Below are 19,042 nucleotides of genomic sequence, written 5' to 3'. Positions count from 1 at the left end.
ACGTGTCCGACGACGACGAGGTCGAGCGGAGCGACATCCCCCGACTCCCGGCCCCCGTGGACCCGGACGATCTCCCGGCCGACGTCGAGTCGGTGCTCACGCAGTTGGTGGAGTCGGCCCGCGTCGCCGTCCGGGACGGACGACCCGAGGAGGCCGTCGCCGCCGTCGAGACGGTTCGAACGGTGGCTCGCAACAAGCTGCCCGACGGCGAGCACAGGCGACGGCTCGTTCACGGGTGCGACCGCGTCGCCGACCTCGCGGCCGACGATCCGCCGGTCGCCGCCGAGTACCTCGACGCGATGCGCAGGCGGCTCCCGTGAGGGGTTCGGCGTCGCGGGATCGACTACTCGAACGCGAGTTGTGGTTCGACACCGATCAGGCGATATCCGCCGGGAGCGGGGCTGAAGACTGTTTACTCGAATACGACTCAGACCGAACTTAAGCCGCAGTACGTGGATCGATCCTCCATGCGCCCAGGCGAGGCGGTCAAGCAGATCGAGTACGTCATCGACGCGACGACGACCGACGGCGGACGACGCTGTGCGGCCGGCTACCGACCGGCGTTCGAGCGCGTCCACGCCGCCGGCGGCGGCGACGACGTCGCCGACCTCGCGACCGTCCTCGGCGACGAGGTCCGCGACGGCTCGCGACCGGATCCGGCGGAGGCGGGACGCGTCGCCGACGAGCTGCTCGGCGTCGCGACCGACGGCGGCGAGTAACGGCTCCGATCGACCGTCCGACGAACGCTCGGCTGAACCCGACACCGCCATCCGTCGACCGCGTTCTCTCGATCGCCCGCGAACGGTACGTGCAATCGACGGGCACCGACCGTGATGAGGTGGGTTCCTCCCCGATCAGCGTCGCGCCCGAACGGGGTTCCCGGCGCTGATGAACGGTTCGCCCCCTTCCTCCGGGAGGAACGACAGCCGACCACCGGTCCGGCCGACACCCCACTCGGGGAGCTCCGGGATCCCGTGGTCGGCGGGATCGTCGTACCGACCCGTGATGGCCCACGTCCGCGCGAGCATCGTGGACCGACCGTCCGCCGGTCGTTCCGTCGATCCGTCGGGATCCTCATTGCCGGTCGAGAACGGGCCCTCGGCCCGGTTCGCTCTCCGTGACATAGGTTTAGGCCAACCTAACAATACAAGTCGCTTTCGGAATTTAGGCAAGCCAAAACGCAGGTTCGACCGCGGCGGGTCACGCCGCATTCTTCACGTTCCCGTTCGGCAGTCGGTCGCCGCGATGGTGGGGCGGCTACAGGGACGGATATCGAGTCCACGGTACACCTGTCGCTCACCGGTGTTCCGAGTGAGTTTTGCGAGGGAAGAGCGCTCCGCGAGCGTCTTCCGCATCACGGGGGTGGACCCCGGCGATGCGAGGGAAGGGATTTGAACCCTTGGACCTCTACAGGAGCGGATCTTGAGTCCGCCGCCGTTTCCGAGCTTGGCTACCCTCGCACGCAGTTCCGCGGACGACTCCCCGGCGGGTTAATGCTCCGGTTTTCGACGGCTGCCGGCGACGCCTCGTCCATGTGCTCCCGTGCTGTCGACGCCCCGTCACCGACCCCGGCGAGGTGCGGATCCCGCCTGTCGCAGCGACATGTACAACACGGTCCCGAACGACCCCATGAGGAGTCCGAACTCTACACCGTCGGGGCTCCCGCCGTCGCCCGTGAGAAACAGGAGGAAACTCGCCCCCGCGGCGGCGAGCGCGAGGGCGTACAGCACGGCCGGGCGCGCCCCGGGATCGCTCAACACGCGCCACGTCCGGGACGCGTCGCGTCGGGCCCGTCTCCCTATCGACCGCACCCACGCCGCCACTCGTCGCAGTAGAGCCATCGGATACGAACCACTCGGCGCCGACGACAGTAAAACCGTTCGTCGGGTTCCCCGACCGCGTCGACCCGTCTCCTCCGATCGACGATGGTGTTAGGGCCCTCGCGCGCGGACTCCTCCACATGGACGACCACACGCGCGATATGAGCGTCGCGCCGCCGTTGGGGAACCCGACCGGCTGGCGCGCCGACGAGCGCGTCTGGGAACACGCCACCCTCCGCCGAGCCACCGAACACGGCGTGCGGCTGTTCAACGCCGGCGACTACCACGAGTCGCACGACTGCTTCGAGGACGAGTGGTACAACTACGGCGGCGGTTCCGTCGAGAGCGCGTTCCTCCACGGGATGGTGCAGGTCGCCGCCGGCGCGTACAAGCACGTCGACTTCGAGAACGACGACGGCATGCGCAGCCTCTTCGAGACGGCGCTGGGGTACCTCGAGGGGGTCCCCGCCGACTTCTACGGCGTCGCCGTCGACGACGTGCGCGGGACTCTCGATCGCGCGTTGGACGACCCGACGGCACTCGACGGCTGGGAGATCGAACTCGACGGACAGCGCGCGACCGCGTACGAGGCGGATTACGAGTACGTCGAGTCGCTGGAGCACTGAGCGAGGGAGCGCACTCCGTCCCCGTCCGGTCCGGTCCGGTCTTGTCCGGCCACCACCCTCGACAGCCGCGACCCCCGCACTTTTCGCCACGCGGACGGTTCGACCGCCATGAACGGCTTCGGCCTCCTCCGCGAACTCACGGAGTCCCACGGTCCCGTCGGCTTCGAGACGGAACCGCGCGAACTCGTCGCCGACGAACTCGACGGACACGTCGACCGCCTCCGGACCGACGCCATGGGGAACGTCGTGGGTACGGTCGAGGGCGACGAGGACGCCCCGGAACTCCTGATCGCCGCGCACATGGACGAGATCGGGTTCATGGTTCGCCACGTCGACGACGACGGGTTCGTTCGGGTGAGCCCGCTCGGCGGCTGGAACCCCGAGATCCTCCGCTCGGCTCGCGTTCGAGTCCACGCCGACGACGGCGAGGACCCGGTCGACGGCGTCGTCGGCGCGGTCCCGGCACACGTCCGCGACACCGAGTCCGAACAGGACGTCGAGGACGTGGCGATCGACCTCGGACTCGACGCCGAGGCGGCGCGCGAGCGCGTCTCGGTCGGCGATCCGGTGACGATGCGCGCCCCGACCGAGCGCATCGGCGAGTGCGTGAGCGGCAAGTCGCTCGACGACCGCGCGGGCGTGTGGGCGGTGCTCCGGGCGGCGGCCCGTGCGGAACCGGACGCGACTGTCCACTACGTCGCGACGACACAGGAGGAGGTCGGCCTTCGCGGTGCCGAGGGCGTCGGCGTCGACGTCGACCCGGACGTGGCGATCGCCGTCGACGGGACGCTCGAACGCGCCGTTCCGGGGGTCGCCCCCGCCGACCGCGTGACGACGCTCGGCGACGGCGTCGCGATCAAGCACAAGGACGCGACCGTCGTGCCGACGCCGTCCGTCGTCGAGCGGCTCGAGGAACTCGCGGACGATCGGGACGTGTCGTTCCAGCGCGAGGTCGCCGGGAACATCGGGACCGATACGGGCGCGCTCCAGACGGCTGCGGGGTCGACGCCCGTCGGCGCCGTCTCGATCCCGGTTCGATACCACCACTCGACGGTGGAGACGGCCCACGTCGGCGACCTCGCTGCGACGGTCGACCTGCTCGTGACGGTCGCCGAGGCGGGGGCGACGGGTCTGTGGTCTGCCACGGGCACCGCCGCGAGCGACGTCGACGACGGCGGGATCAACGGCGGATTCGAGCCCTGAGCGCCGGCTCCGGAACCACGACGCTCAAATGCGTCCCCGACCGACAGACGGTATGCAAGTTCACCAGCTCGGCGAGGGCGTTCCCGAGGTGGCCGTCGTCGCCGGGATCCACGGCGACGAGCCCTGCGGACCGCGGGCCGTCGACCGACTGCTCGCGGCCGACCCCGACGTGGAGCGTCCGGTGAAGCTGATCGTCGCGAACGAGGCGGCCATCGAGGCGGGCGTCCGCTACACCGAGGAGGACCTGAACCGCGCGTTTCCCGGAGACCCGAACGGCGACACCCACGAGTCACAGCTGGCACACCACCTCATGGCGGAACTCGAGGGGACCACGGTGCTCGCCCTCCACTCGACCCAGTCGACCGCCGAGCCGTTCGCGGTCGCCGAGACCGTCGACGAGATCGCCCGCGCCATCGTCCCGCACCTCTCGGTGTCGAAGCTGCTACAGACGGAGGGGCTCGCGGAGGGCCGGCTCGTCCAGCACCCGCACACGATCGAGGTCGAGTGCGGGCTCCAGGGGACCGACACCGCCGCCGAGAACGGCTACCGATTGGTACGCGAGTTCCTCGCCGCGACCGGCGCGCTCCCGACGGCGCCGCCCACGGGGACCGGCCCCGAACACGCCGCCGACGGCGGCGAACTCAAGAGCGAACAGTACGGGGGCTCGAACTCGGTCGACGTGTTCGAACTGGTCGACGCCGTGGCGAAGCCGGCGGCCGACGAGTACGAGGTGTTCGTCGAGAACTTCGCCGAGGTGACCGTCGGCGAACGGTTCGCGGCCGCCGACGGCGAGGTGTTCACCGCCGACGAGTCGTTCTATCCGGCGCTGATGTCGCCGTACGGCTACGACGACGTGTTCGGCTACGCGGCCGACCGCGTCGGCGTGCTGGCCGATCGATCCGCGTAGGCCTCGGGGCGGTCCGGCTCAGATCTCGTCGTCCAGATCGTCGAGCTCCTCGATCGGTTCCAGGTCGTCGCTCAGCACCTTCTTCGCGCCGACGGCGAGCGCGACGAGTACCGCGACGACCGCGAGGACCCCCACGGCCTTGCCCAGTCCGGACGACCCGTCGTCCCCGTCCGCGTCGTCCGCCTCGAGGGGTTCCGCCTCGTCGTCGTCGCCCGTCGCGCCCCCAAGCGAGGAGGAGCCGACGTCGATCCCGTCGTGGAAGTGCAGTTCGAACAGCGTGTAGTTCGCCATGCCCTACAGATGGTCCGGTATCCGGTTATTCGTTTGGATCGTGTCACCCCGCCGGGAACTGGCCCGATCGCCCGTCCCGCAGTCGGTCGCCGGGACCGGCGGCTTCATTTGGGCTCGGACGCGGACCTCCGGTATGGATTCAACCCGCAGGGCGTTCCTCGATGACCTGCTCACGACCCCCTCACCCTCGGGGTTCGAGACCGACGGTCAGCGCGTCTGGGTCGACTACGTCCGGCAGTTCGCCGACGACGTGTGGACCGACGCGTACGGCAACGCCGTCGCGGTCCACGAGGGCGACGGCGACGGGCCGCGCATCGCGTTCACCGGTCACGCCGACGAGATCGGGTTCATGGTCCGGCGGATCACCGACGAGGGGTTCCTTCGCCTCACCCGCGTCGGCGGCTCCGATCGGACCGTCTCGAAGGGGCAACACGTCACGGTCCACGCCGCCGACACCCCGGTGCAGGGCGTGATCGGGCAGACCGCCATCCACCTCCGGGACCCCGAGGACGACGAGATCGAGGACGTGGCCGAGCAGTTCGTCGACGTCGGCGCCGAGGACGAGGCAGAGGCGAGGGAGCTCGTCGAGGTCGGCGACCCCGTGACGTTCTCCTCGACGGTCCACGACCTCCACGGCGACCGGGTCGCCGCCCGCGGGATGGACAACCGCGTGGGGACGTGGGCCGTCGCCGAGGGGCTCCGGCGGGCCGTCGAGGCGGGCGTCGACGCGACCGTGTACGCCGTCTCGACGGTTCAGGAGGAGATCGGGCTCAACGGCGCGGAGATGATCGGCTTCGACCTCGATCCGGACGTGGCCGTCGCCGCGGACGTGACCCACGCGACGGACAACCCCGACGTGAACGACGAGTACCGCGGGCCGGTCGAACTCGGGGGCGGGCCGGTCGTCGCCCGCGGGTCCGCGAACCACCCCCGCGTCGTCGAGTTGGCGCGCGCGGCCGCCGACGCCGACGACATCGACACCCAACTGCAGGCGTCGGGCATCCGCACTGGGACCGACGCCGACGCGTTCTTCACCACCCGCGGGGGGATCCCCTCGCTGAACGTCGGGATCCCGAACCGCTACATGCACACGCCCGTCGAGGTGATCGACGCCGCCGACCTCGTCGCCGTCGCGGATCTGTTCGGCACGATGGCCGAACGGGCGCCCGACTACGCGCCGTTCACGGTCGACATCTGACCGTCGGTCGACGACGCGTGCCCGTGGACCGACGGTCCTTCACCGGAACGGGGGCCCCGCGGGGGACGGCGCGGGGGTCACGGACGGTCCCACTCGTAGAACCACCACGCCGCGCCCAACAGCAACAGTCCGGCTCCGAACGCCGAGGTCGCCGGCTCCGGGAACACGAACAGCAGGAAGCCGACGACGAGGACGGTGGAAGGGGCGATGTCGTCCGACAGGGATGACCAGGACAGACCCATCGACTGACAGGTCGTCGCCGACGCACTTGTCGGTTTCCGCCGTTCTCACGGCGACAGGACGTTCGGCCGGTTCGACCCCCCTCGGTAGCGCACGACCGCCGCAGGTGCGGTTCGACTACCGCCGCCGCAGTTCGATCTCCTGTCCCTCGACGTCCTCGAAGGCGGCGACGAGGCCGCCGACGCTGACCCGGCCGCCGTCGGGGTCGTCGACGGTGAACGAGGCGACCTGCTCGGAGGCGTCGTACTCGTAGTCGACGACTGGCCCCTCGACGCGGATCTCGTTCCCGGTCTCCACGTCCCGACCGGAGATCGAGGCCTCGAACTCGCCGCCGACCTCGTGAATGTCCTTCACCGCCCGGCGGATCGACGCGTACGTGCGGGGGAACGGCCGTTCCTCCCCGTCGGTCGCGACGGTCTCCGCGGTGGACCACAGGACGGTCCCGAAGAAGCCGCTCACGAGGAACCCCAGCGCCGAGCGGTTGAAGATGACGCCGTAGCGGTCGCGATCGTCCCTGAGGGCGTCCTGGGTCGCGTACACGGAGTACTCGCCGTCGGCGACCGCGATGACGGGCGTTGTGATCCCGCGGCGGCTCCGCGTCTCGGTCGCGACCGCGTCGTAGTCGAACTCCGCGGGCGACGGGGCTCGCGAGGCCGGCGTCACGAGCAACTCGACGGCGACGCCGTCGTCGACGCGGCGCTCGAGCGCGTCGCGGAACCGTCGGAGCAGGTCCGGCGTCAGCGAGACGGCCAGCTCGTACTCGGCCGACTCGATCACCTCCTCCAGATACCGCAGGATCGTCGAGCGCGACTTCACCAGCGACACCGCCTCGGTGTCCCGCGTCGGGGCGGTGTATCGCGCCTCCAGTTCGTCCACCATCTCCGACAGCGACGATCGGATGTCGCCGAACGCCTCGTCGGGGTCGACCGCGACGATCTTCATCGGCCGCGACTCCCGCAGCTCCACCAGACCGCGGTCCGAGAGGCTCCGGACCGTGTCGTACACGCGCGGCTGCGGGATGTCGGTCTCGGTGGCGATCTCCGACGCCGTGAGCTCGCCGTGTTCCAACACGGCGAGGTACGCGTCGATCTCGTACTCGCCGAGGTTGAACCGCTCGCCGACCCGCTCCATCGTCGTCCTGAGATCGTCGGTCATACCTCCCTGTTTGCACCCGCCCCTAAGGGTTTTACTGAAATGCGAGTAGTATCCGTTTTCGAAAGGTCGTACCAGAACGTCGTCGGAGCTGTGTCGTCCTCGCCGGCTACATGTACATGCGGTCGGACGGCTGCTCCTCCTCGGCCTGTTCCTCCAGCCGGTCGGCCAGCGATCGGTAGTAGTCGCCGACCTGCGAGGCGAACGCCTCGAGGGGGCCGGTGTCGACGTCCAGTCCGTACACCTCCTCGACCGCCTCGACGAGCCGGATGGCGGCGTCGACGTCCGGGGTCTGCGGGTGGACGGGCGTGACGTACACGCACCCGCGAAGGTCCGACTCCATCGACCGGGCCAGCAACGCCGCGTTCGTTCCGTCGAGGAAGCCGTTCGCCATCGGGCGAACGGTCCCCGGGTCCACAGAGTCGGTCGTATCGGTCGCGTGGGTCGTGTCCGTCGCATCCGTCGCACCGGCCGTGTCCGGTGCGGCGGCCTCCCCGCGATCGTCGTCGGGGTCGCTCTCGGGGAAATGCATCGCCCGATAGTCGTCGCTGGCGACGTAGAACGTGTGGTGCTCCGTCGGCTCGTGGGGGAAGGGCGCGCCCGACAGGACGGCGATCTCGTCGACGTTCGCCCGCTCGGTCCAGTCGAGGACCGCCCGCGAGAACGGCTCCGCGAGCGAGTTCGGGACGAACAGCTCCCCCACGAGGAGGGTCACGTCGAGGTCGTCCCGGGAGAACAGCCGCGTTGGGTGCCGCGGTCGTCCGTTCTCGAACGGGGTGATCGTCGGGAGCCCCTCCGCGCTGAGGTGTCCGGTCTGTTCGAGTTCGAGGTGATCCACCAGGAAGTCGACCGCCGTCAGCCCCGCGAGACCGAACTGGGAGAACCCACCGATGACGGTACTTGCGGGCTCACGCTCGGTCGCGACGTGGAACGTCGTCCCCTCGACGGTTTCTCTCATGGAGTTCGGTACGGGCGAGCCCGTGTTAGCAGTACCGGGCGTTCCGTTCGCCGGGCGATCGAACGGCCGACGACCCCGCCCGACGGCGTTAGGGGAACGCTTTTTCGGGTCGGTGCCGACCCCCGCGATATGCACCCGGGGACGACCGCGGCAGTGGCGACCGCGACGCCGCTCGCGACCGCGATCACGAGTCTGTTCGATCGGCTGGGGGACGCCTACCAGTCGGCGCTGGCCGTTCCCGGGGTCGCGATCGCCGTGGTCGTCCTGTTTCTCGCGTTCGGGACGGTCGTCTCCACCTACGCGCTCCGCCTGCTCGGGCGGCCCGTCGCCCGCCGGTTCGCCCGCGAGTCGGTCGCGCACGTCATCCTCAGGGGGATCCGGCTGGTGGTCGTCCTGCTGTTCGGCGCGGCGGGCCTCTCCGCGGCGGGCGTGGAGCTGGGCAACATCGTCCTCTCGGTCACGGTGTTCTCGGCGGTCGTCGCCGTCGTCCTCGCCCCGATCGTGGGGTCGATCATCAGCGGCGTGTTCGTGCTCGCGGACCAGCCGTTCGAGATCGGCGACATGGTGGAACTCCCGGACGGCACGCGGGGGTTCGTCGACGACATCACCCTCCGCTACACGAAGGTGTTCACCGTCGACAACACCTTCGAGGTGATCCCCAACTCCTACATCCGCGACCACCGGGTCACGAACCTCTCGGCCGAGGACGAGCGCACGCGACTCTCGCTGCCGATCCTCATCACCTACGAGTCGGACGTCGACCGCGCCCGGAGCCTGATCGAGCGTGCGGCCGCCTCCTGTGAGGCCGTGATCGAGGGCGGCCCCGACATCCGGATCGGCGTCGCACGGTACCCCGCCAGGCCCACCTGCTACATCGACAGCTTCGGCGATCACGGCGTCGAGATCACTCTGCGCTACTGGGCCAAGAACCCGTTCAAGCCGCTGACCGTCCGATCGCAGGTCCAGACCGCGGTCTGGAACATCCTCGAGGACGACAACTCCATCGACGTGGAGTTCGCCTACCCCCACAGTCACCTCGTGTTCGACGACACCAGCGGCGTCGCGCAGGTGGCGATGCGCGAGGAGGGAACCGTCTCACACGAGCGTGCGACCCACGAGTCGCACGTCACGGAGGGCGACGGCGTCGCCGACGGCTCCGGCGCGGGTTCCGGGCCCGGGGAGAACTGAGTCCCCGACGGCCTCACTCCTGCAGTTCGAACGCGACCACGACCTCCGCCTGATACTCCCGACCGTCCGCGGAGGCGACCTCGACGCCGAACTCCTCCACCTCGACCCAGTGGACGTCGTCGATCGTCTCCTCGGCGCGGTCGATCGCGTCGTCCGCGGCGTCGTCGAAACTCTCGTTGCTCCGGCCGATCAACGTGATCTTCTTGAAGACCATCTCACAGGAACGATCTCCGGCGGGACCCAAAAAGGTGTCCGCGGGCTCGGTCGAGCCCGGGCACGGCCGGCCGCCGGGGTGCGCCGGGCGGACGAGGTCGCCCCCTCCTGCCGTCCCCTCCTCAGCGCGTCTCGCGGCGACGGTCGATCCGCTCGGTCACCGCGCCCGCCACGTCGGTGAGGTGGGCGGTCCCCCAGACGGCGACGATCACGGCCCCGACGAGGTCGAACACGAGGTCGTAGATCGTGTCCTCGAGCCCGTACTGGGTGAGGACGCTCCCGGAGCCGACGGCGGCGGCGATCCCTCCGATCGCGAACTCGAGCACCTCCCAGGCCACGCCGAAGGCGGCGACGAACGTCAGGATGAACACGAACATGAACCGCGACGGCAGGTACACCGACTCGGTGTGCTCGTCGACGGCCCGGGCGACGGTGTAGCCCACCGCGGCGACGACCGACGCCGACAGCGCGTGGGTGATGTGGTCCCAGAAGGGTATCGGGCTCGCCTCCGCGTAGAGGTTGCCGGTGACGCCCGGCACCCCGGCGACGCCGAGCGCGTGCAGGAAGACGGCCGTGGTGATCCACAGCGTCAGTCCGGCGTCCATCGGGAGGTCGTACTCGCGCTCCAGCGCCGCGGGGAGGAACGTCACCCCGAGCGCGACGAGGCCGTTGACGATCAGCCCCGTCGAGCCGCGCTCGATCCCGATCCCGAGGAACATGACCATCAACACCTGCATCACGCGGGTCGCCTGTCGCTGTCTCTCGGCGGAGACTCCGAGCACGTCGCGGACTCTCACGCCTCGGTCACCTCGAGGTCGACCCGCTCCGCCCCCGTGTTGCGGCGACGGAAGTAGTATTCGAACAGCAGACCGGCGAGGATCCCCGCGACCGTTGCCGCGACGAAGTCCCACATCAGCGCCGTCTCGATCGCGTGTTCCGGTCGCCCGTTGAGCATGTGCATAGTGCCCAGGAGCGTGTCCGAGAAGTACCGCACGACGGCCCACACGCCCGCCGCGGCCATCGTCGCGATGGTCACGAAGAAGACGGCGAACGAGTGGGTCATGCGGACGGGGGTGAACAGGTTCAGCTCGACGGCGACGATGAGCGCGACCGTGGCGACCGCGAGATACGTCGTCACCCGTCCCGAGAACGTGATCCCGCCGACGGTCTCACCGACGATCAGCGTCCGGCCGATCGCCGGCAGCGACGCCAGCCCCAACACCTCCCACGGCAGCATCGCCGTCGCGGAACGGAACGCGACCGGAGGCACGATCGCGATCGCGACCAGCGCGAGCACGAGCGCTCCCCACACCTGTTCTCCCGACAGCAGCTCTCTCGCTCCGCTGGCCGCGAGGAACGCGAGGATCGTCCAGCCGATCACCGCGTTCGTGCGTCGTTCCTCGACGACGGCCCGGAGCCCCGACTGCGTCATGGAACCCGCTAAGGAGGGATGCATTTTAAAAGGGTCGACCTGCCCGCCCGGGGATCCGCCGCCGCTCCGGGAGTTCAGGCGACGCCCGCGAGGTACGCGAGCAGGTAGCCGAGCCACGCGAACGTCACCGCCGTCAGGCCAGTGAACAGGGCGCGCTCGGCCCCGGGACGGGCGAACTCAGGCGAGAGCGCCGCACGGCCTCGGCGGCGGATCCGCACCGGCGCGATCCCGACGGCGCCGACCGCGAGCACCGTGAAGACGAACGGATACGAGAGATCGAGCGTCGGCGCCGGGATGATGAACGCGCCGGCGGCGTAGCCCGCGCCGGCGACCGCGAGCGGGTCGACGCGACGCGGAACGTCGAGCATGTGGGTCTGCCGACCGTCCCGTTCGGCGCGGAGGCGGCTCCACACCAGCGCGGCCGCCCAGATCGTTGCCAACTCCAGCGCGAACGCGCCGAGCAGGTGGAGGGTCGGGTCCGCCGACAGCGACACGCGGGCGGTCACCACGTCGGCGGAGAGGGGGTAGAGGAACGCGGGCGGCTCCCCGGTGAACAGATCGCCGAAGGGATGCGAGGCGAGGCCGGCGAGCGCGAGCGCGAACGTCGCTCGCGGCGTCAGGTCGGTCCGACGCCGGATCGCCTCCGCCAGCGCGAGCGCGGTGACGACGAACGCGACCGTGACGACGGCGCCGAGCGCGCCGCTGACGGTGGCCGTAACCGCGACCAGCCCGGCGACGAGCGCGAGCGCGACCGCCTTGGCGCTCGCGCGGCCGTCGACCCACGCCGCGGCCGCCAGCGCGACGACGGGGGCGACGACCAGCGAGTGGGTGACGGAACGGTGGACGAGGTTCCCCGTCGACCAGAACGACTCGGCGAGTCCGAGCGCCCCCGCCTCGGCGCCGAGGCCGGAGACGACGCCGACGAGCGCGTAGCCGATGTCCACGTCGGGAGCGGCGGCGAACAGCGCCGCGACGACGCCGAACGTGAGCGCACGCGCGGGTCGCTCGCCGAGGCGGCGGGCGACCACAGCGACGAGTGCGAACGCCGCCAGCGCGTGACCCACGAACATAGGGAACACTACCACCTCATCGGATTTAAACTCGCGGCAGAAGGCTTGACATGGTAACACAGGTCACGTTGGTCTGAGCGACGACCGATCCGCTGGTCACGCTCCGTCCGGGGCCCGCCCGTTCAGTCGCCCGCGGACGACGGGATCTCCTGGTCCGTGACGGCGTCGCCGATCTTCGTCCACTTCTTCTCGATCTCGGCGTTCCCGCGGACCACGGTGTCCTCGTCGACCGTGAGGCGGGTCTTGCGGAGCTCGATCGACTTCACGACGCCGACCGTGCCGCCGATATCGACGGTGTCGCCGGGGTTGAAGTCCTCGTCACGCAGGAGATAGACGCCGGCGACCGCGTCGGCGATCATTCCCGACGTGGCGTAGGAGATGCCGAGCGCGACGAACCCCGCGGCCGTGCCCAGCGAGGTGGCGATCCCGTCGAGGCCGACGATGGAGAGAAACGAGAGGCCGACGCCGAACCACAGGAACACCGCGACGATGGTGGCGACGAACTGCCGGTAGACGGGCGATTCGCCGGCGATGGTCCGCTTCAGGGCCTCCCGAAGGACCGTCATGAGCACCTTCATCGCGATGCCGGCGATGAGCAGGAAGACGACGCCGGCGATGACGTTCGGCAGGGCGTCGGCGACGTCGGTGAGGAACCGTTCGATCGCCTCGCGTACGAGTGCTGTTCCCGACTGAGCGAGGGGGAGTTCGAGCATGGGCCGACTGCGACCGGCTGCCACTTATCTTCCGTGTTCGTTCCCCGTAGCTTCGTCCCGCTCGCCTCGCTCCCTCGGCAACGCTACTCGTGGGCGGCGTCCCACTCCTCGGGCTTGCGCATGTTGCCGCACTCGTTGCACTCGATGCGCCCCATCGAGTCCATCGCGTTGTTCACCGTCTCGCAGTTCCCGCAGAAGTATCCCCATCTGGTCTCGCCGGCCTCGTCGGCGTACACGTGGTAGAATGGCGACTTCGATCCGCGCTCGCCGTCAGCGCGGTCGACGTACAGCTCTCCGGCGGCCGTTTCGACGGCGTCGAGAGTCATATCCTACAGAGGCGGCGCCGGCTGTTAAACAGTCTGGGTCGACGTCGCTCGGACGAGAACAACGCCGCGCACGGACGAGAACAGCGTCCGCGAGCGGACGAGGGTCGGCGTCGAAATGCGGTCCGAGGAAACGAGGGGCTGACCGGTCGGCTTACGTCCGGAACGACTCGCCGCAGCCGCACTCGGCCTCGACGTTCGGGTTCTCGACGTGGAAGCCCGCCGCCTGCAGCCCGGACTCGTAGTCGAGCGTCGACCCGCCGATGTAGTTCATCGACGCCGGGTCGACGAACACCCGAAGCCCGTGCTGTTCGGTGATGCGGTCGTCCTCCTCGGGCTCGTTGTCGAAGCGCATGCCGTACGACAGCCCCGCACAGCCACCCTGTTGGACGAACAGGCGAAGCCCACCCACGTCCACGTCCATCCCCTCGCTCTCCATCAGCGAGACCGCCTCCTCCGCCGCCGACGGCGTGACCGTGACGGCGGTGTCGAGCTCGCCTCCTCCGGACGCGTCAGTACTCATGTCTAGGCGATCCCCGTACTCGGGTAAAACCTTGACGCCGACTCGCACGCCTCGCCGGTAGCGACGTTTCGGGGGCAGCGCTGCACACTCGTGGGTAAGGGTCCGGCTAATTCTCGTCCTCGAAGCGCGTCCGGACGCTCTCGGCGTGGGCCTCCAGCCCTTCGGCCTCGGCGAGCGCCGTCACCGTCCCCGAGAGGTCACGAAGCCCGTCCTCCGAGAGCCGCTGTACGGTCGACGAGCGCAGGAACGTGTCCGTGGACAGGCCCCCGAACGCCTTCGCGCCGCCGTTCGTCGGCAGCACGTGATTCGTCCCCGAGGCGTAATCCCCCGCCGCAACGGGGGTGAACCCGCCGAGGAACGCCGAGCCGACGTTCGAGATCCGGTCGAGCAGCGCCTCGTCGTCGTCGGCCTGTATCGAGAGGTGCTCGGCCGCGTACTCCTCGGCGAACAGCACCGCCTCGGACATCGAGCGGGCGACGAGCACGCCGGAGGCGTCGTTGTCGAGGGCGGACTCGATCGTCTCGGTCCGCTCGCGCTCGGGGACCCGCGTGTCGATCTCCGCACAGACGGCGTCGGCCGTTGCCTCGTCGTCCGTCACCGCGACGACGGAGGCGTTCGGGTCGTGCTCCGCCTGCGCGATCAGGTCGGCGGCGACCGCCGCGGGGTCGGCGGTCTCGTCGGCCAGCACCAGCACCTCGGAGGGGCCGGCGAGGAAGTCGATCTCGACGTCGCCGCGGACCTCCGCCTTGGCCGCGGTGACCCACTTGTTGCCCGGCCCGACGACCTTTCGAACGCTCGTGACCGTCTCGGTGCCGTACGCGAGCGCGGCAACCCCCTGGGCGCCGCCGGCCGAGTAGACGGCGTCGGCGCCCGCCTCGTGGATCGCCGCAAGCGTCGCCGGGTTGATCTCCTCGGCGGGGGGCGTCACGACGGCGACGTGGTCGACGCCGGCCACCGTCGCCGGCACGACGCCCATGATCGCCGACGACGGGTACGCGGCGGTGCCGCCGGGGACGTACACGCCGACGCGGTCCAGGGGACGGAACCGCTTTCCGAGCACGCGGCCGTCCTCGAACTCCCGGGTCCAGTCCTCGGGGAGTTGTGCCTCGTGGAACTCGCGGACGTTCGCGATCGACTCGCGGATCGCCGCGAGCACGTCGTCGTCGACGGCCTCGACCGCGCGCTCGGCCTCGTCGGTGATGTCGATGTTCGCCACCTCGACGCCGTCGTACTCGCGGGAGAACTCCCGGAGCGCGGCGTCGCCCTCGTCGCGGACGCGCTCGACGATGTCGCGAACGTCCCCGCGGACGGCGTCGACGCCGGCGTCGCGCTCGAAGAACGCCCGCCGCTCGTCCGGCGAGAGGTCGGCGACCTGTCTCGGGTTCATGTGTACGTTCTGGAGGGGCGGGGGTAAACCGTTCCCGGAACGCGTATCCGAGTCGCGCCGGCTGGTCGATGCATGAGCGACGACCCCGCCTCGGCCGGTGCCGACCCTGTGGGTCCCGGCGACCCCGACGATCCCCGCGAACCCGCGGAGGGTTTCCCCGCACGGGACCCGCGCCGCGAGCACGACGACCTGATCGTGAACAGGGTCGAGTCGACGCGCTCGCCCGAGGCGCTTCGCCGGCTTCGGACCGAAAACGAGGCGATCCGGGAGGGCTGGGTCGCCGCCGGCGTCGTGCTCGACCCGGCCGACCGCGTGCTCGTCGTCGACCTCGCGGACCGAGGCTGGGCGCTCCCCGGCGGCACGGCCCTCCCCGACGAGCCGCTGGCGTCGACGGTCGAGCGCGAGGTCCGCGAGGAGACCGGCGTCGCCGCCGACGCGGTTCGGCCGCACGCGATCCACGACGAGGTCATTGCGGCGGCGGACGGACCGGCCGCCGACGAGGCGTCCCCCGCCGAGGCGGTCCCGGACACCCCGTTCCGCGTCGTGCACTTCGAGCTCCGGGCGACCGAGTCGACGCTTCCGGTGGACCTCGCCGCGTTGGGTGACGACGACGAGACCGTCCGCGGGGTTGAGTGGCGCGAGTGCCTTCCGGAGGGGATCTACGGTGGTGACTGGACCGAGCGGGTGTACGACCGGATCGTCGGATAGCCATTCGCGTTCGACGAGCGGCCGTTCGACACGCGGCCGAGCTAGGCGCCGGGTTCGGGATCGGCCCCGTCGCCATCTGGCGATCCGTTCGCGCCCTCGTCGGGTTCCCCCACCGACTCGCTCACGTCGCGCCAGTAGAAGCGCGGTCCGAGCACGAGGTAGCCGAGCGCGAGAAACAGCAGGGCGAACGCGAACGACTCGCCGGCCATCCCCGCGAACAGGATCGCGCACGCCTGCACGACCCCCATCACGAGGGCGTCCTGCGGGTGGAGATCGGGATACCTGACGGGCGTCACCATCAGCGGCGCCGACACTGCGGCGAGGCTCAACACCACCACGGGCGAGTCCAGCCCCGCGAGCACGGACGCAGCGATCACCGTCGCCGCGAGCGTCGTCTGGACGCCGTGGGTCGTTTTCGCCCCCTCGTCCTCGACGTTGTACACGGCCAACCGGATCACCGCGAGCGCGACGTAGACAGCGGGGACGACCAGCCCGGCGACGAACAGCAGGGGCGACGACTCGAACGGGTAGGCCCCGGTCACCGTCGCGGCGACGATCAGCGCGGGGGCGACGCCGAAGGAGGCCACGTCCGCCAGCGAGTCGAGGTGGGGGCCGATCGCGGTCCCGCCGTACCGGCGCGCGACCACGCCGTCGAGTCCGTCGGCGACCGCCCCGAGGAGCACCAGCCGCGCCGCGATCGTCGGGTCGAACGCCACCGCGGCCGCGGCGAGCGTCCCGAGGGCGGCGTTCCCGGCGGTGACGGCGTCAGCCAGCCCCAACCGGGAGAGGAAGCGCGGCCGGTCGCTCATGGTTCAGTCGGGCCGACGGCGTGGCCGGTCGTATGGCTTTCCATCCGATCCGACGCCCGGACCGATCGGCATAAAGCGATCCGCTCCTACCGTTCGACCATGGACCGACGCCGCTTCCTCGCGACCGCCGGCGCCGCCGCCTCGCTCCCGCTGGCCGGGTGTGCGGCCGTTCTCCCGGGATCCGCGGGCGACGACTACGACGTCGGCATGACCGCCGAGGCGTTCCGCCCGTACGAGATAACGGTGTCAGTCGGCGACACGCTGGTCTGGGAGAACACCTCGACGCGTGCACACTCGGTGACGGCGTACGAGGAGCAGATCCCCGAGAACGCCGACTACTTCGCCACGGGCGGGTACGACTCCGAGGCGGCCGCCGCGGACGCGTGGGACGGGAACCGGGGAGCCATCTCCGCGAACGAGCGCTTCGAACACACCTTCGAGGTCCCCGGGGACTACACGTACTACTGCATCCCGCACGAACAGGCGGGAATGGTCGGGGTCGTCCGCGTCGAGGAGTAACGCTCGGAATCCGCCGTTCCGGACTCGTCTTCGGACGTGACGATCGGGTCCCCCGGTCCAATCGAGCTCCGGTCCGGCACAACACGTTTATCCTATCGTGTTGAATGTTAACAGTGCTATGTCAACCGGGATCGTCGACCGGATCGCCACCCTGCTGGTCCCCGAGCGCGCGGACCTGTACCGGTGCCGCGGCTGCGACGAGCGCGTGCGGGCGCCGGTCGGCGCCGTCGTCGACGAGTGCCCGGAGTGCGGGTCGGCGGACGTGGCGCTCATCACCCGTCACGTGGCGTTGTAACTCGCCTACGTGGTGTCACCTCGGACAACGCGGCGCTGGCACGCTCGGGCGTCGCTGTTCGAACGCGACCGCGCGTCGCTGTCCGGGAGAGTTCCGCCGGCAAAAACGTCGGTGGTCGGTCGTCTACTCGTCGACGGCGACGTCGTCGTCGTCCACGTCGACGGCGGTCTCCTCCTCCGCGGCGATCTCCTCGGGCCGCGCCTCGAGTGAGAGCTTCTGGACCTCGACGCGGCGAAGCGGGTACACCGTCTTCGCCTCGCCGTAGATCGCCGACGAGAGGCGACCCTCGACGACGGAGTCGATGAGCTCCGAGAAGGAGCGCTCCTCGGCGGCGTCCTCCACCAGGTCGATCATGATCTGGCGGATGGCCTGCTCCTGCGAGCGGTCGGCCTTCTTCGTCGTGAACGCGACCGGGCTGACGCGGACGCGGTAGTCGTCGGTCGTGCGCACGGTGATGTGCAGGTCGACCTTCGAGGCGCCGCGGCGGACCATCGAGCGGAGGTAATCGCGTGTGAGCTCGTGCTGAATGAACTCCGTGTACGCGGCGTCCGACCCGACGTCCGTGATCTTGAACGTCAGCTTGACGTTGTCCTGTCCCTGGTCACCGGTGATCTCGCCCAGCGTGGTCTCGACCGTGCGGCCGACGACCTGTTCGGGCTCCTCGGCCATCGTGTCGCCGAGCTCGGCTCGGTCGAACTGCTCGGGCGCGAGGACGGTGTACCAGCGTTTCCCCTGTCGTTGTCGTGAGACTGATCGTTCGCTCATGTGTCGTGTGTGTCCGTGTCTGCGGTGTCGCTGTCGTTGGTGTCGCGGATGCCGTCCGCGTCGTTGGTGTCGCGGATGCCGTCCGCGTCGTTGGTGTCGCGGAACCGTTCCGCGTCGTTCGCGTCGTCCTCCGTTCCCCGTCCCGTCGCGACCACATCGTCGGCCACGGCGAGGTTCACGAGGTAGTCGTCCACCGAGGCGAGGAAGCCGCCGGTCGTCTCCCGCGTGATTCGGGTCGTGACCGTCGTTCCGTCCGCCTCCGTCCGAATGTCGTCAGTGTTGTCCGGCGAGGTCGCCGCGGCGATCGTCGACGCGACGTCGGCGTCCGCGTGCGTCGTCTCGACCAGCGCGGTGCGCGCGAGGTCGTCCCCGGTCATCGCAGGGCCTCCCTGAACGCGCCGATGAACGCCTGTACGTCGCCGCCGGCGAATCGGGCCTCGCCGAGGCGGTCGTCGCCGATCACGTCGATGGACTCGCCGTCACGGTCCGTGTCGTCGGGGCCGCCCGACCCGTCCGGGTCCTCGGCCGTCGTCGCCTCGACGCCGGCTCGAAGGGCCGCCGTCACGTCGACCGTCCCGTCGCCGGCGGCGGCGGCCGCGTCGTCGGAGACGACGAGCGCGACCGGCTCGGGGGAGGCGTAGTCGCGGACGAGCCGCGCGGCGGTGGCGAGCGCCGGCGCGTCGGCCGGCGACGCCTCCACGC

Annotated in this window: 27 protein-coding genes, 1 tRNA gene and 1 pseudogene; 10 read left to right on the top strand and 19 right to left on the bottom strand. The window is 70.1% G+C overall.

Annotated elements, in window-relative coordinates:
- Nucleotides 1-2 precede the first annotated feature (2 nt).
- Together GRX01_RS15000 and GRX01_RS14995 are read left to right on the top strand one after the other, a co-directional pair.
- Nucleotides 3-320: a hypothetical protein gene (locus tag GRX01_RS15000; RefSeq protein ID WP_321168143.1), complete on the top strand. Its 318-nt coding sequence runs from the start codon at nt 3-5 to the stop codon at nt 318-320.
- A 147-nt stretch (nt 321-467) separates the two neighbouring features.
- On the top strand, nt 468-719 hold the full coding sequence (locus GRX01_RS14995) for a hypothetical protein (protein ID WP_159669299.1): 252 nt from the start codon (nt 468-470) through the stop codon (nt 717-719).
- 135 nt (nt 720-854) lie between these two features.
- On the opposite strand, the gene GRX01_RS14990 is transcribed toward GRX01_RS14995, so the two are convergent.
- The 3 genes from GRX01_RS14990 to GRX01_RS14980 all read right to left on the bottom strand — a co-directional run bounded on the left by GRX01_RS14990 (nt 855) and on the right by GRX01_RS14980 (nt 1,757).
- Nucleotides 855-1,124, bottom strand: coding sequence for a hypothetical protein (locus tag GRX01_RS14990; protein ID WP_159669296.1), 270 nt, complete (start codon nt 1,122-1,124; stop codon nt 855-857).
- Nucleotides 1,125-1,376: 252 nt separating this feature from the next.
- Nucleotides 1,377-1,460 (bottom strand) — tRNA-Leu (locus GRX01_RS14985).
- Nucleotides 1,461-1,559: 99 nt separating this feature from the next.
- A complete protein-coding gene (locus GRX01_RS14980; protein WP_159669294.1) occupies nt 1,560-1,757 on the bottom strand; it encodes a hypothetical protein in 198 nt (65 codons plus the stop codon).
- A gap of 203 nt (nt 1,758-1,960) precedes the next feature.
- Between GRX01_RS14980 and GRX01_RS14975 the strand changes: the two genes are divergently transcribed.
- The 3 genes from GRX01_RS14975 to GRX01_RS14965 all read left to right on the top strand — a co-directional run bounded on the left by GRX01_RS14975 (nt 1,961) and on the right by GRX01_RS14965 (nt 4,556).
- Complete coding sequence (locus GRX01_RS14975; protein ID WP_159669291.1) at nt 1,961-2,446, top strand: DUF309 domain-containing protein; 486 nt, start codon at nt 1,961-1,963, stop codon at nt 2,444-2,446.
- Nucleotides 2,447-2,554: 108 nt separating this feature from the next.
- The gene (locus GRX01_RS14970) at nt 2,555-3,649 is read left to right on the top strand and encodes a M42 family metallopeptidase (protein WP_159669288.1); all 1,095 of its coding nucleotides are present in this window, start codon (nt 2,555-2,557) and stop codon (nt 3,647-3,649) included.
- Between the two features lie 52 nt (nt 3,650-3,701).
- Nucleotides 3,702-4,556, top strand: a complete 855-nt coding sequence (locus tag GRX01_RS14965) for a succinylglutamate desuccinylase/aspartoacylase domain-containing protein (protein ID WP_159669286.1) — start codon at nt 3,702-3,704, stop codon at nt 4,554-4,556.
- Between the two features lie 18 nt (nt 4,557-4,574).
- On the opposite strand, the gene GRX01_RS14960 is transcribed toward GRX01_RS14965, so the two are convergent.
- Nucleotides 4,575-4,847 carry a hypothetical protein gene (locus GRX01_RS14960; protein ID WP_159669283.1) on the bottom strand — a complete coding sequence of 91 codons (273 nt, stop codon included), beginning with the start codon at nt 4,845-4,847 and terminating at the stop codon, nt 4,575-4,577.
- 133 nt (nt 4,848-4,980) lie between these two features.
- On the opposite strand from GRX01_RS14960, the gene GRX01_RS14955 reads away from it, so the two are divergent.
- Nucleotides 4,981-6,045: a M20/M25/M40 family metallo-hydrolase gene (locus GRX01_RS14955; RefSeq protein WP_159669281.1), complete on the top strand. Its 1,065-nt coding sequence runs from the start codon at nt 4,981-4,983 to the stop codon at nt 6,043-6,045.
- A gap of 77 nt (nt 6,046-6,122) precedes the next feature.
- Here GRX01_RS14955 and GRX01_RS18925 read toward each other — a convergent pair whose 3' ends face one another.
- From GRX01_RS18925 to GRX01_RS14945, 3 genes are all read right to left on the bottom strand, one after another.
- Nucleotides 6,123-6,287: a hypothetical protein gene (locus GRX01_RS18925; RefSeq protein WP_201289617.1), complete on the bottom strand. Its 165-nt coding sequence runs from the start codon at nt 6,285-6,287 to the stop codon at nt 6,123-6,125.
- A gap of 115 nt (nt 6,288-6,402) precedes the next feature.
- The gene (gene trmB / locus GRX01_RS14950; protein WP_159669278.1) at nt 6,403-7,440 is read right to left on the bottom strand and encodes an HTH-type sugar sensing transcriptional regulator TrmB; all 1,038 of its coding nucleotides are present in this window, start codon (nt 7,438-7,440) and stop codon (nt 6,403-6,405) included.
- A gap of 106 nt (nt 7,441-7,546) precedes the next feature.
- On the bottom strand, nt 7,547-8,395 hold the full coding sequence (locus GRX01_RS14945) for a proteasome assembly chaperone family protein (protein WP_159669276.1): 849 nt from the start codon (nt 8,393-8,395) through the stop codon (nt 7,547-7,549).
- A 129-nt stretch (nt 8,396-8,524) separates the two neighbouring features.
- Here GRX01_RS14945 and GRX01_RS14940 point away from each other — a divergent pair, with 129 nt between their 5' ends.
- On the top strand, nt 8,525-9,583 hold the full coding sequence (locus tag GRX01_RS14940; RefSeq protein WP_159669273.1) for a mechanosensitive ion channel family protein: 1,059 nt from the start codon (nt 8,525-8,527) through the stop codon (nt 9,581-9,583).
- A gap of 13 nt (nt 9,584-9,596) precedes the next feature.
- Here the strand turns inward: GRX01_RS14940 and GRX01_RS14935 are convergent, their stop codons facing one another.
- The 8 genes from GRX01_RS14935 to hisD all read right to left on the bottom strand — a co-directional run bounded on the left by GRX01_RS14935 (nt 9,597) and on the right by hisD (nt 15,244).
- Entirely contained in the window at nt 9,597-9,797 is a 201-nt protein-coding gene (locus GRX01_RS14935) for a dodecin (protein ID WP_159669270.1), read from the bottom strand.
- A gap of 121 nt (nt 9,798-9,918) precedes the next feature.
- Nucleotides 9,919-10,593 (bottom strand): hypothetical protein, encoded by a 675-nt coding sequence (locus GRX01_RS14930; protein WP_321168142.1) that lies wholly within the window; start codon nt 10,591-10,593, stop codon nt 9,919-9,921.
- Nucleotides 10,590-11,228: a hypothetical protein gene (locus GRX01_RS14925; protein WP_159669267.1), complete on the bottom strand. Its 639-nt coding sequence runs from the start codon at nt 11,226-11,228 to the stop codon at nt 10,590-10,592. The genes GRX01_RS14930 and GRX01_RS14925 overlap by 4 nt, the downstream gene beginning before the upstream one ends.
- Nucleotides 11,229-11,302: 74 nt before the next feature.
- Nucleotides 11,303-12,298: a metal-dependent hydrolase gene (locus GRX01_RS14920; protein WP_159669265.1), complete on the bottom strand. Its 996-nt coding sequence runs from the start codon at nt 12,296-12,298 to the stop codon at nt 11,303-11,305.
- A gap of 122 nt (nt 12,299-12,420) precedes the next feature.
- Nucleotides 12,421-13,011 (bottom strand): mechanosensitive ion channel domain-containing protein, encoded by a 591-nt coding sequence (locus tag GRX01_RS14915; protein WP_159669262.1) that lies wholly within the window; start codon nt 13,009-13,011, stop codon nt 12,421-12,423.
- An 83-nt stretch (nt 13,012-13,094) separates the two neighbouring features.
- Nucleotides 13,095-13,337 carry a DUF5816 domain-containing protein gene (locus GRX01_RS14910; protein ID WP_159669260.1) on the bottom strand — a complete coding sequence of 81 codons (243 nt, stop codon included), beginning with the start codon at nt 13,335-13,337 and terminating at the stop codon, nt 13,095-13,097.
- A 151-nt stretch (nt 13,338-13,488) separates the two neighbouring features.
- Entirely contained in the window at nt 13,489-13,857 is a 369-nt protein-coding gene (locus GRX01_RS14905) for a HesB/IscA family protein (RefSeq protein WP_159669258.1), read from the bottom strand.
- Nucleotides 13,858-13,963: 106 nt separating this feature from the next.
- Complete coding sequence (hisD, locus tag GRX01_RS14900) at nt 13,964-15,244, bottom strand: histidinol dehydrogenase (RefSeq protein WP_159669255.1); 1,281 nt, start codon at nt 15,242-15,244, stop codon at nt 13,964-13,966.
- A gap of 72 nt (nt 15,245-15,316) precedes the next feature.
- Here hisD and GRX01_RS14895 point away from each other — a divergent pair, with 72 nt between their 5' ends.
- The gene (locus tag GRX01_RS14895; RefSeq protein WP_159669252.1) at nt 15,317-15,952 is read left to right on the top strand and encodes an NUDIX domain-containing protein; all 636 of its coding nucleotides are present in this window, start codon (nt 15,317-15,319) and stop codon (nt 15,950-15,952) included.
- A gap of 41 nt (nt 15,953-15,993) precedes the next feature.
- Here GRX01_RS14895 and GRX01_RS14890 read toward each other — a convergent pair whose 3' ends face one another.
- Nucleotides 15,994-16,761, bottom strand: coding sequence for a protein sorting system archaetidylserine synthase (locus GRX01_RS14890; protein ID WP_159669249.1), 768 nt, complete (start codon nt 16,759-16,761; stop codon nt 15,994-15,996).
- Nucleotides 16,762-16,860: 99 nt separating this feature from the next.
- Here GRX01_RS14890 and GRX01_RS14885 point away from each other — a divergent pair, with 99 nt between their 5' ends.
- On the top strand, nt 16,861-17,280 hold the full coding sequence (locus GRX01_RS14885; protein WP_159669246.1) for a cupredoxin domain-containing protein: 420 nt from the start codon (nt 16,861-16,863) through the stop codon (nt 17,278-17,280).
- A gap of 118 nt (nt 17,281-17,398) precedes the next feature.
- Nucleotides 17,399-17,575, top strand: a complete 177-nt coding sequence (locus GRX01_RS14880) for a hypothetical protein (RefSeq protein WP_159669243.1) — start codon at nt 17,399-17,401, stop codon at nt 17,573-17,575.
- 123 nt (nt 17,576-17,698) lie between these two features.
- Here the strand turns inward: GRX01_RS14880 and GRX01_RS14875 are convergent, their stop codons facing one another.
- The 3 genes and pseudogenes from GRX01_RS14875 to GRX01_RS14865 all read right to left on the bottom strand — a co-directional run.
- Complete coding sequence (locus tag GRX01_RS14875) at nt 17,699-18,340, bottom strand: 30S ribosomal protein S3ae (RefSeq protein WP_159669240.1); 642 nt, start codon at nt 18,338-18,340, stop codon at nt 17,699-17,701.
- Nucleotides 18,337-18,717 carry a KEOPS complex subunit Pcc1 gene (locus GRX01_RS14870; RefSeq protein WP_159669237.1) on the bottom strand — a complete coding sequence of 127 codons (381 nt, stop codon included), beginning with the start codon at nt 18,715-18,717 and terminating at the stop codon, nt 18,337-18,339. Before GRX01_RS14870 ends, GRX01_RS14875 begins: the two co-directional genes overlap by 4 nt.
- Nucleotides 18,714-19,042, bottom strand: a pseudogene (locus tag GRX01_RS14865) (hypothetical protein); the annotation flags it as partial. The pseudogene GRX01_RS14865 and the gene GRX01_RS14870, both read right to left, overlap by 4 nt.

It is taken from the genome of Halobaculum saliterrae, assembly GCF_009831625.1.
GTDB lineage: Archaea > Halobacteriota > Halobacteria > Halobacteriales > Haloferacaceae > Halobaculum > Halobaculum saliterrae.
This window is presented reverse-complemented; position numbering and strand designations above follow the sequence as displayed.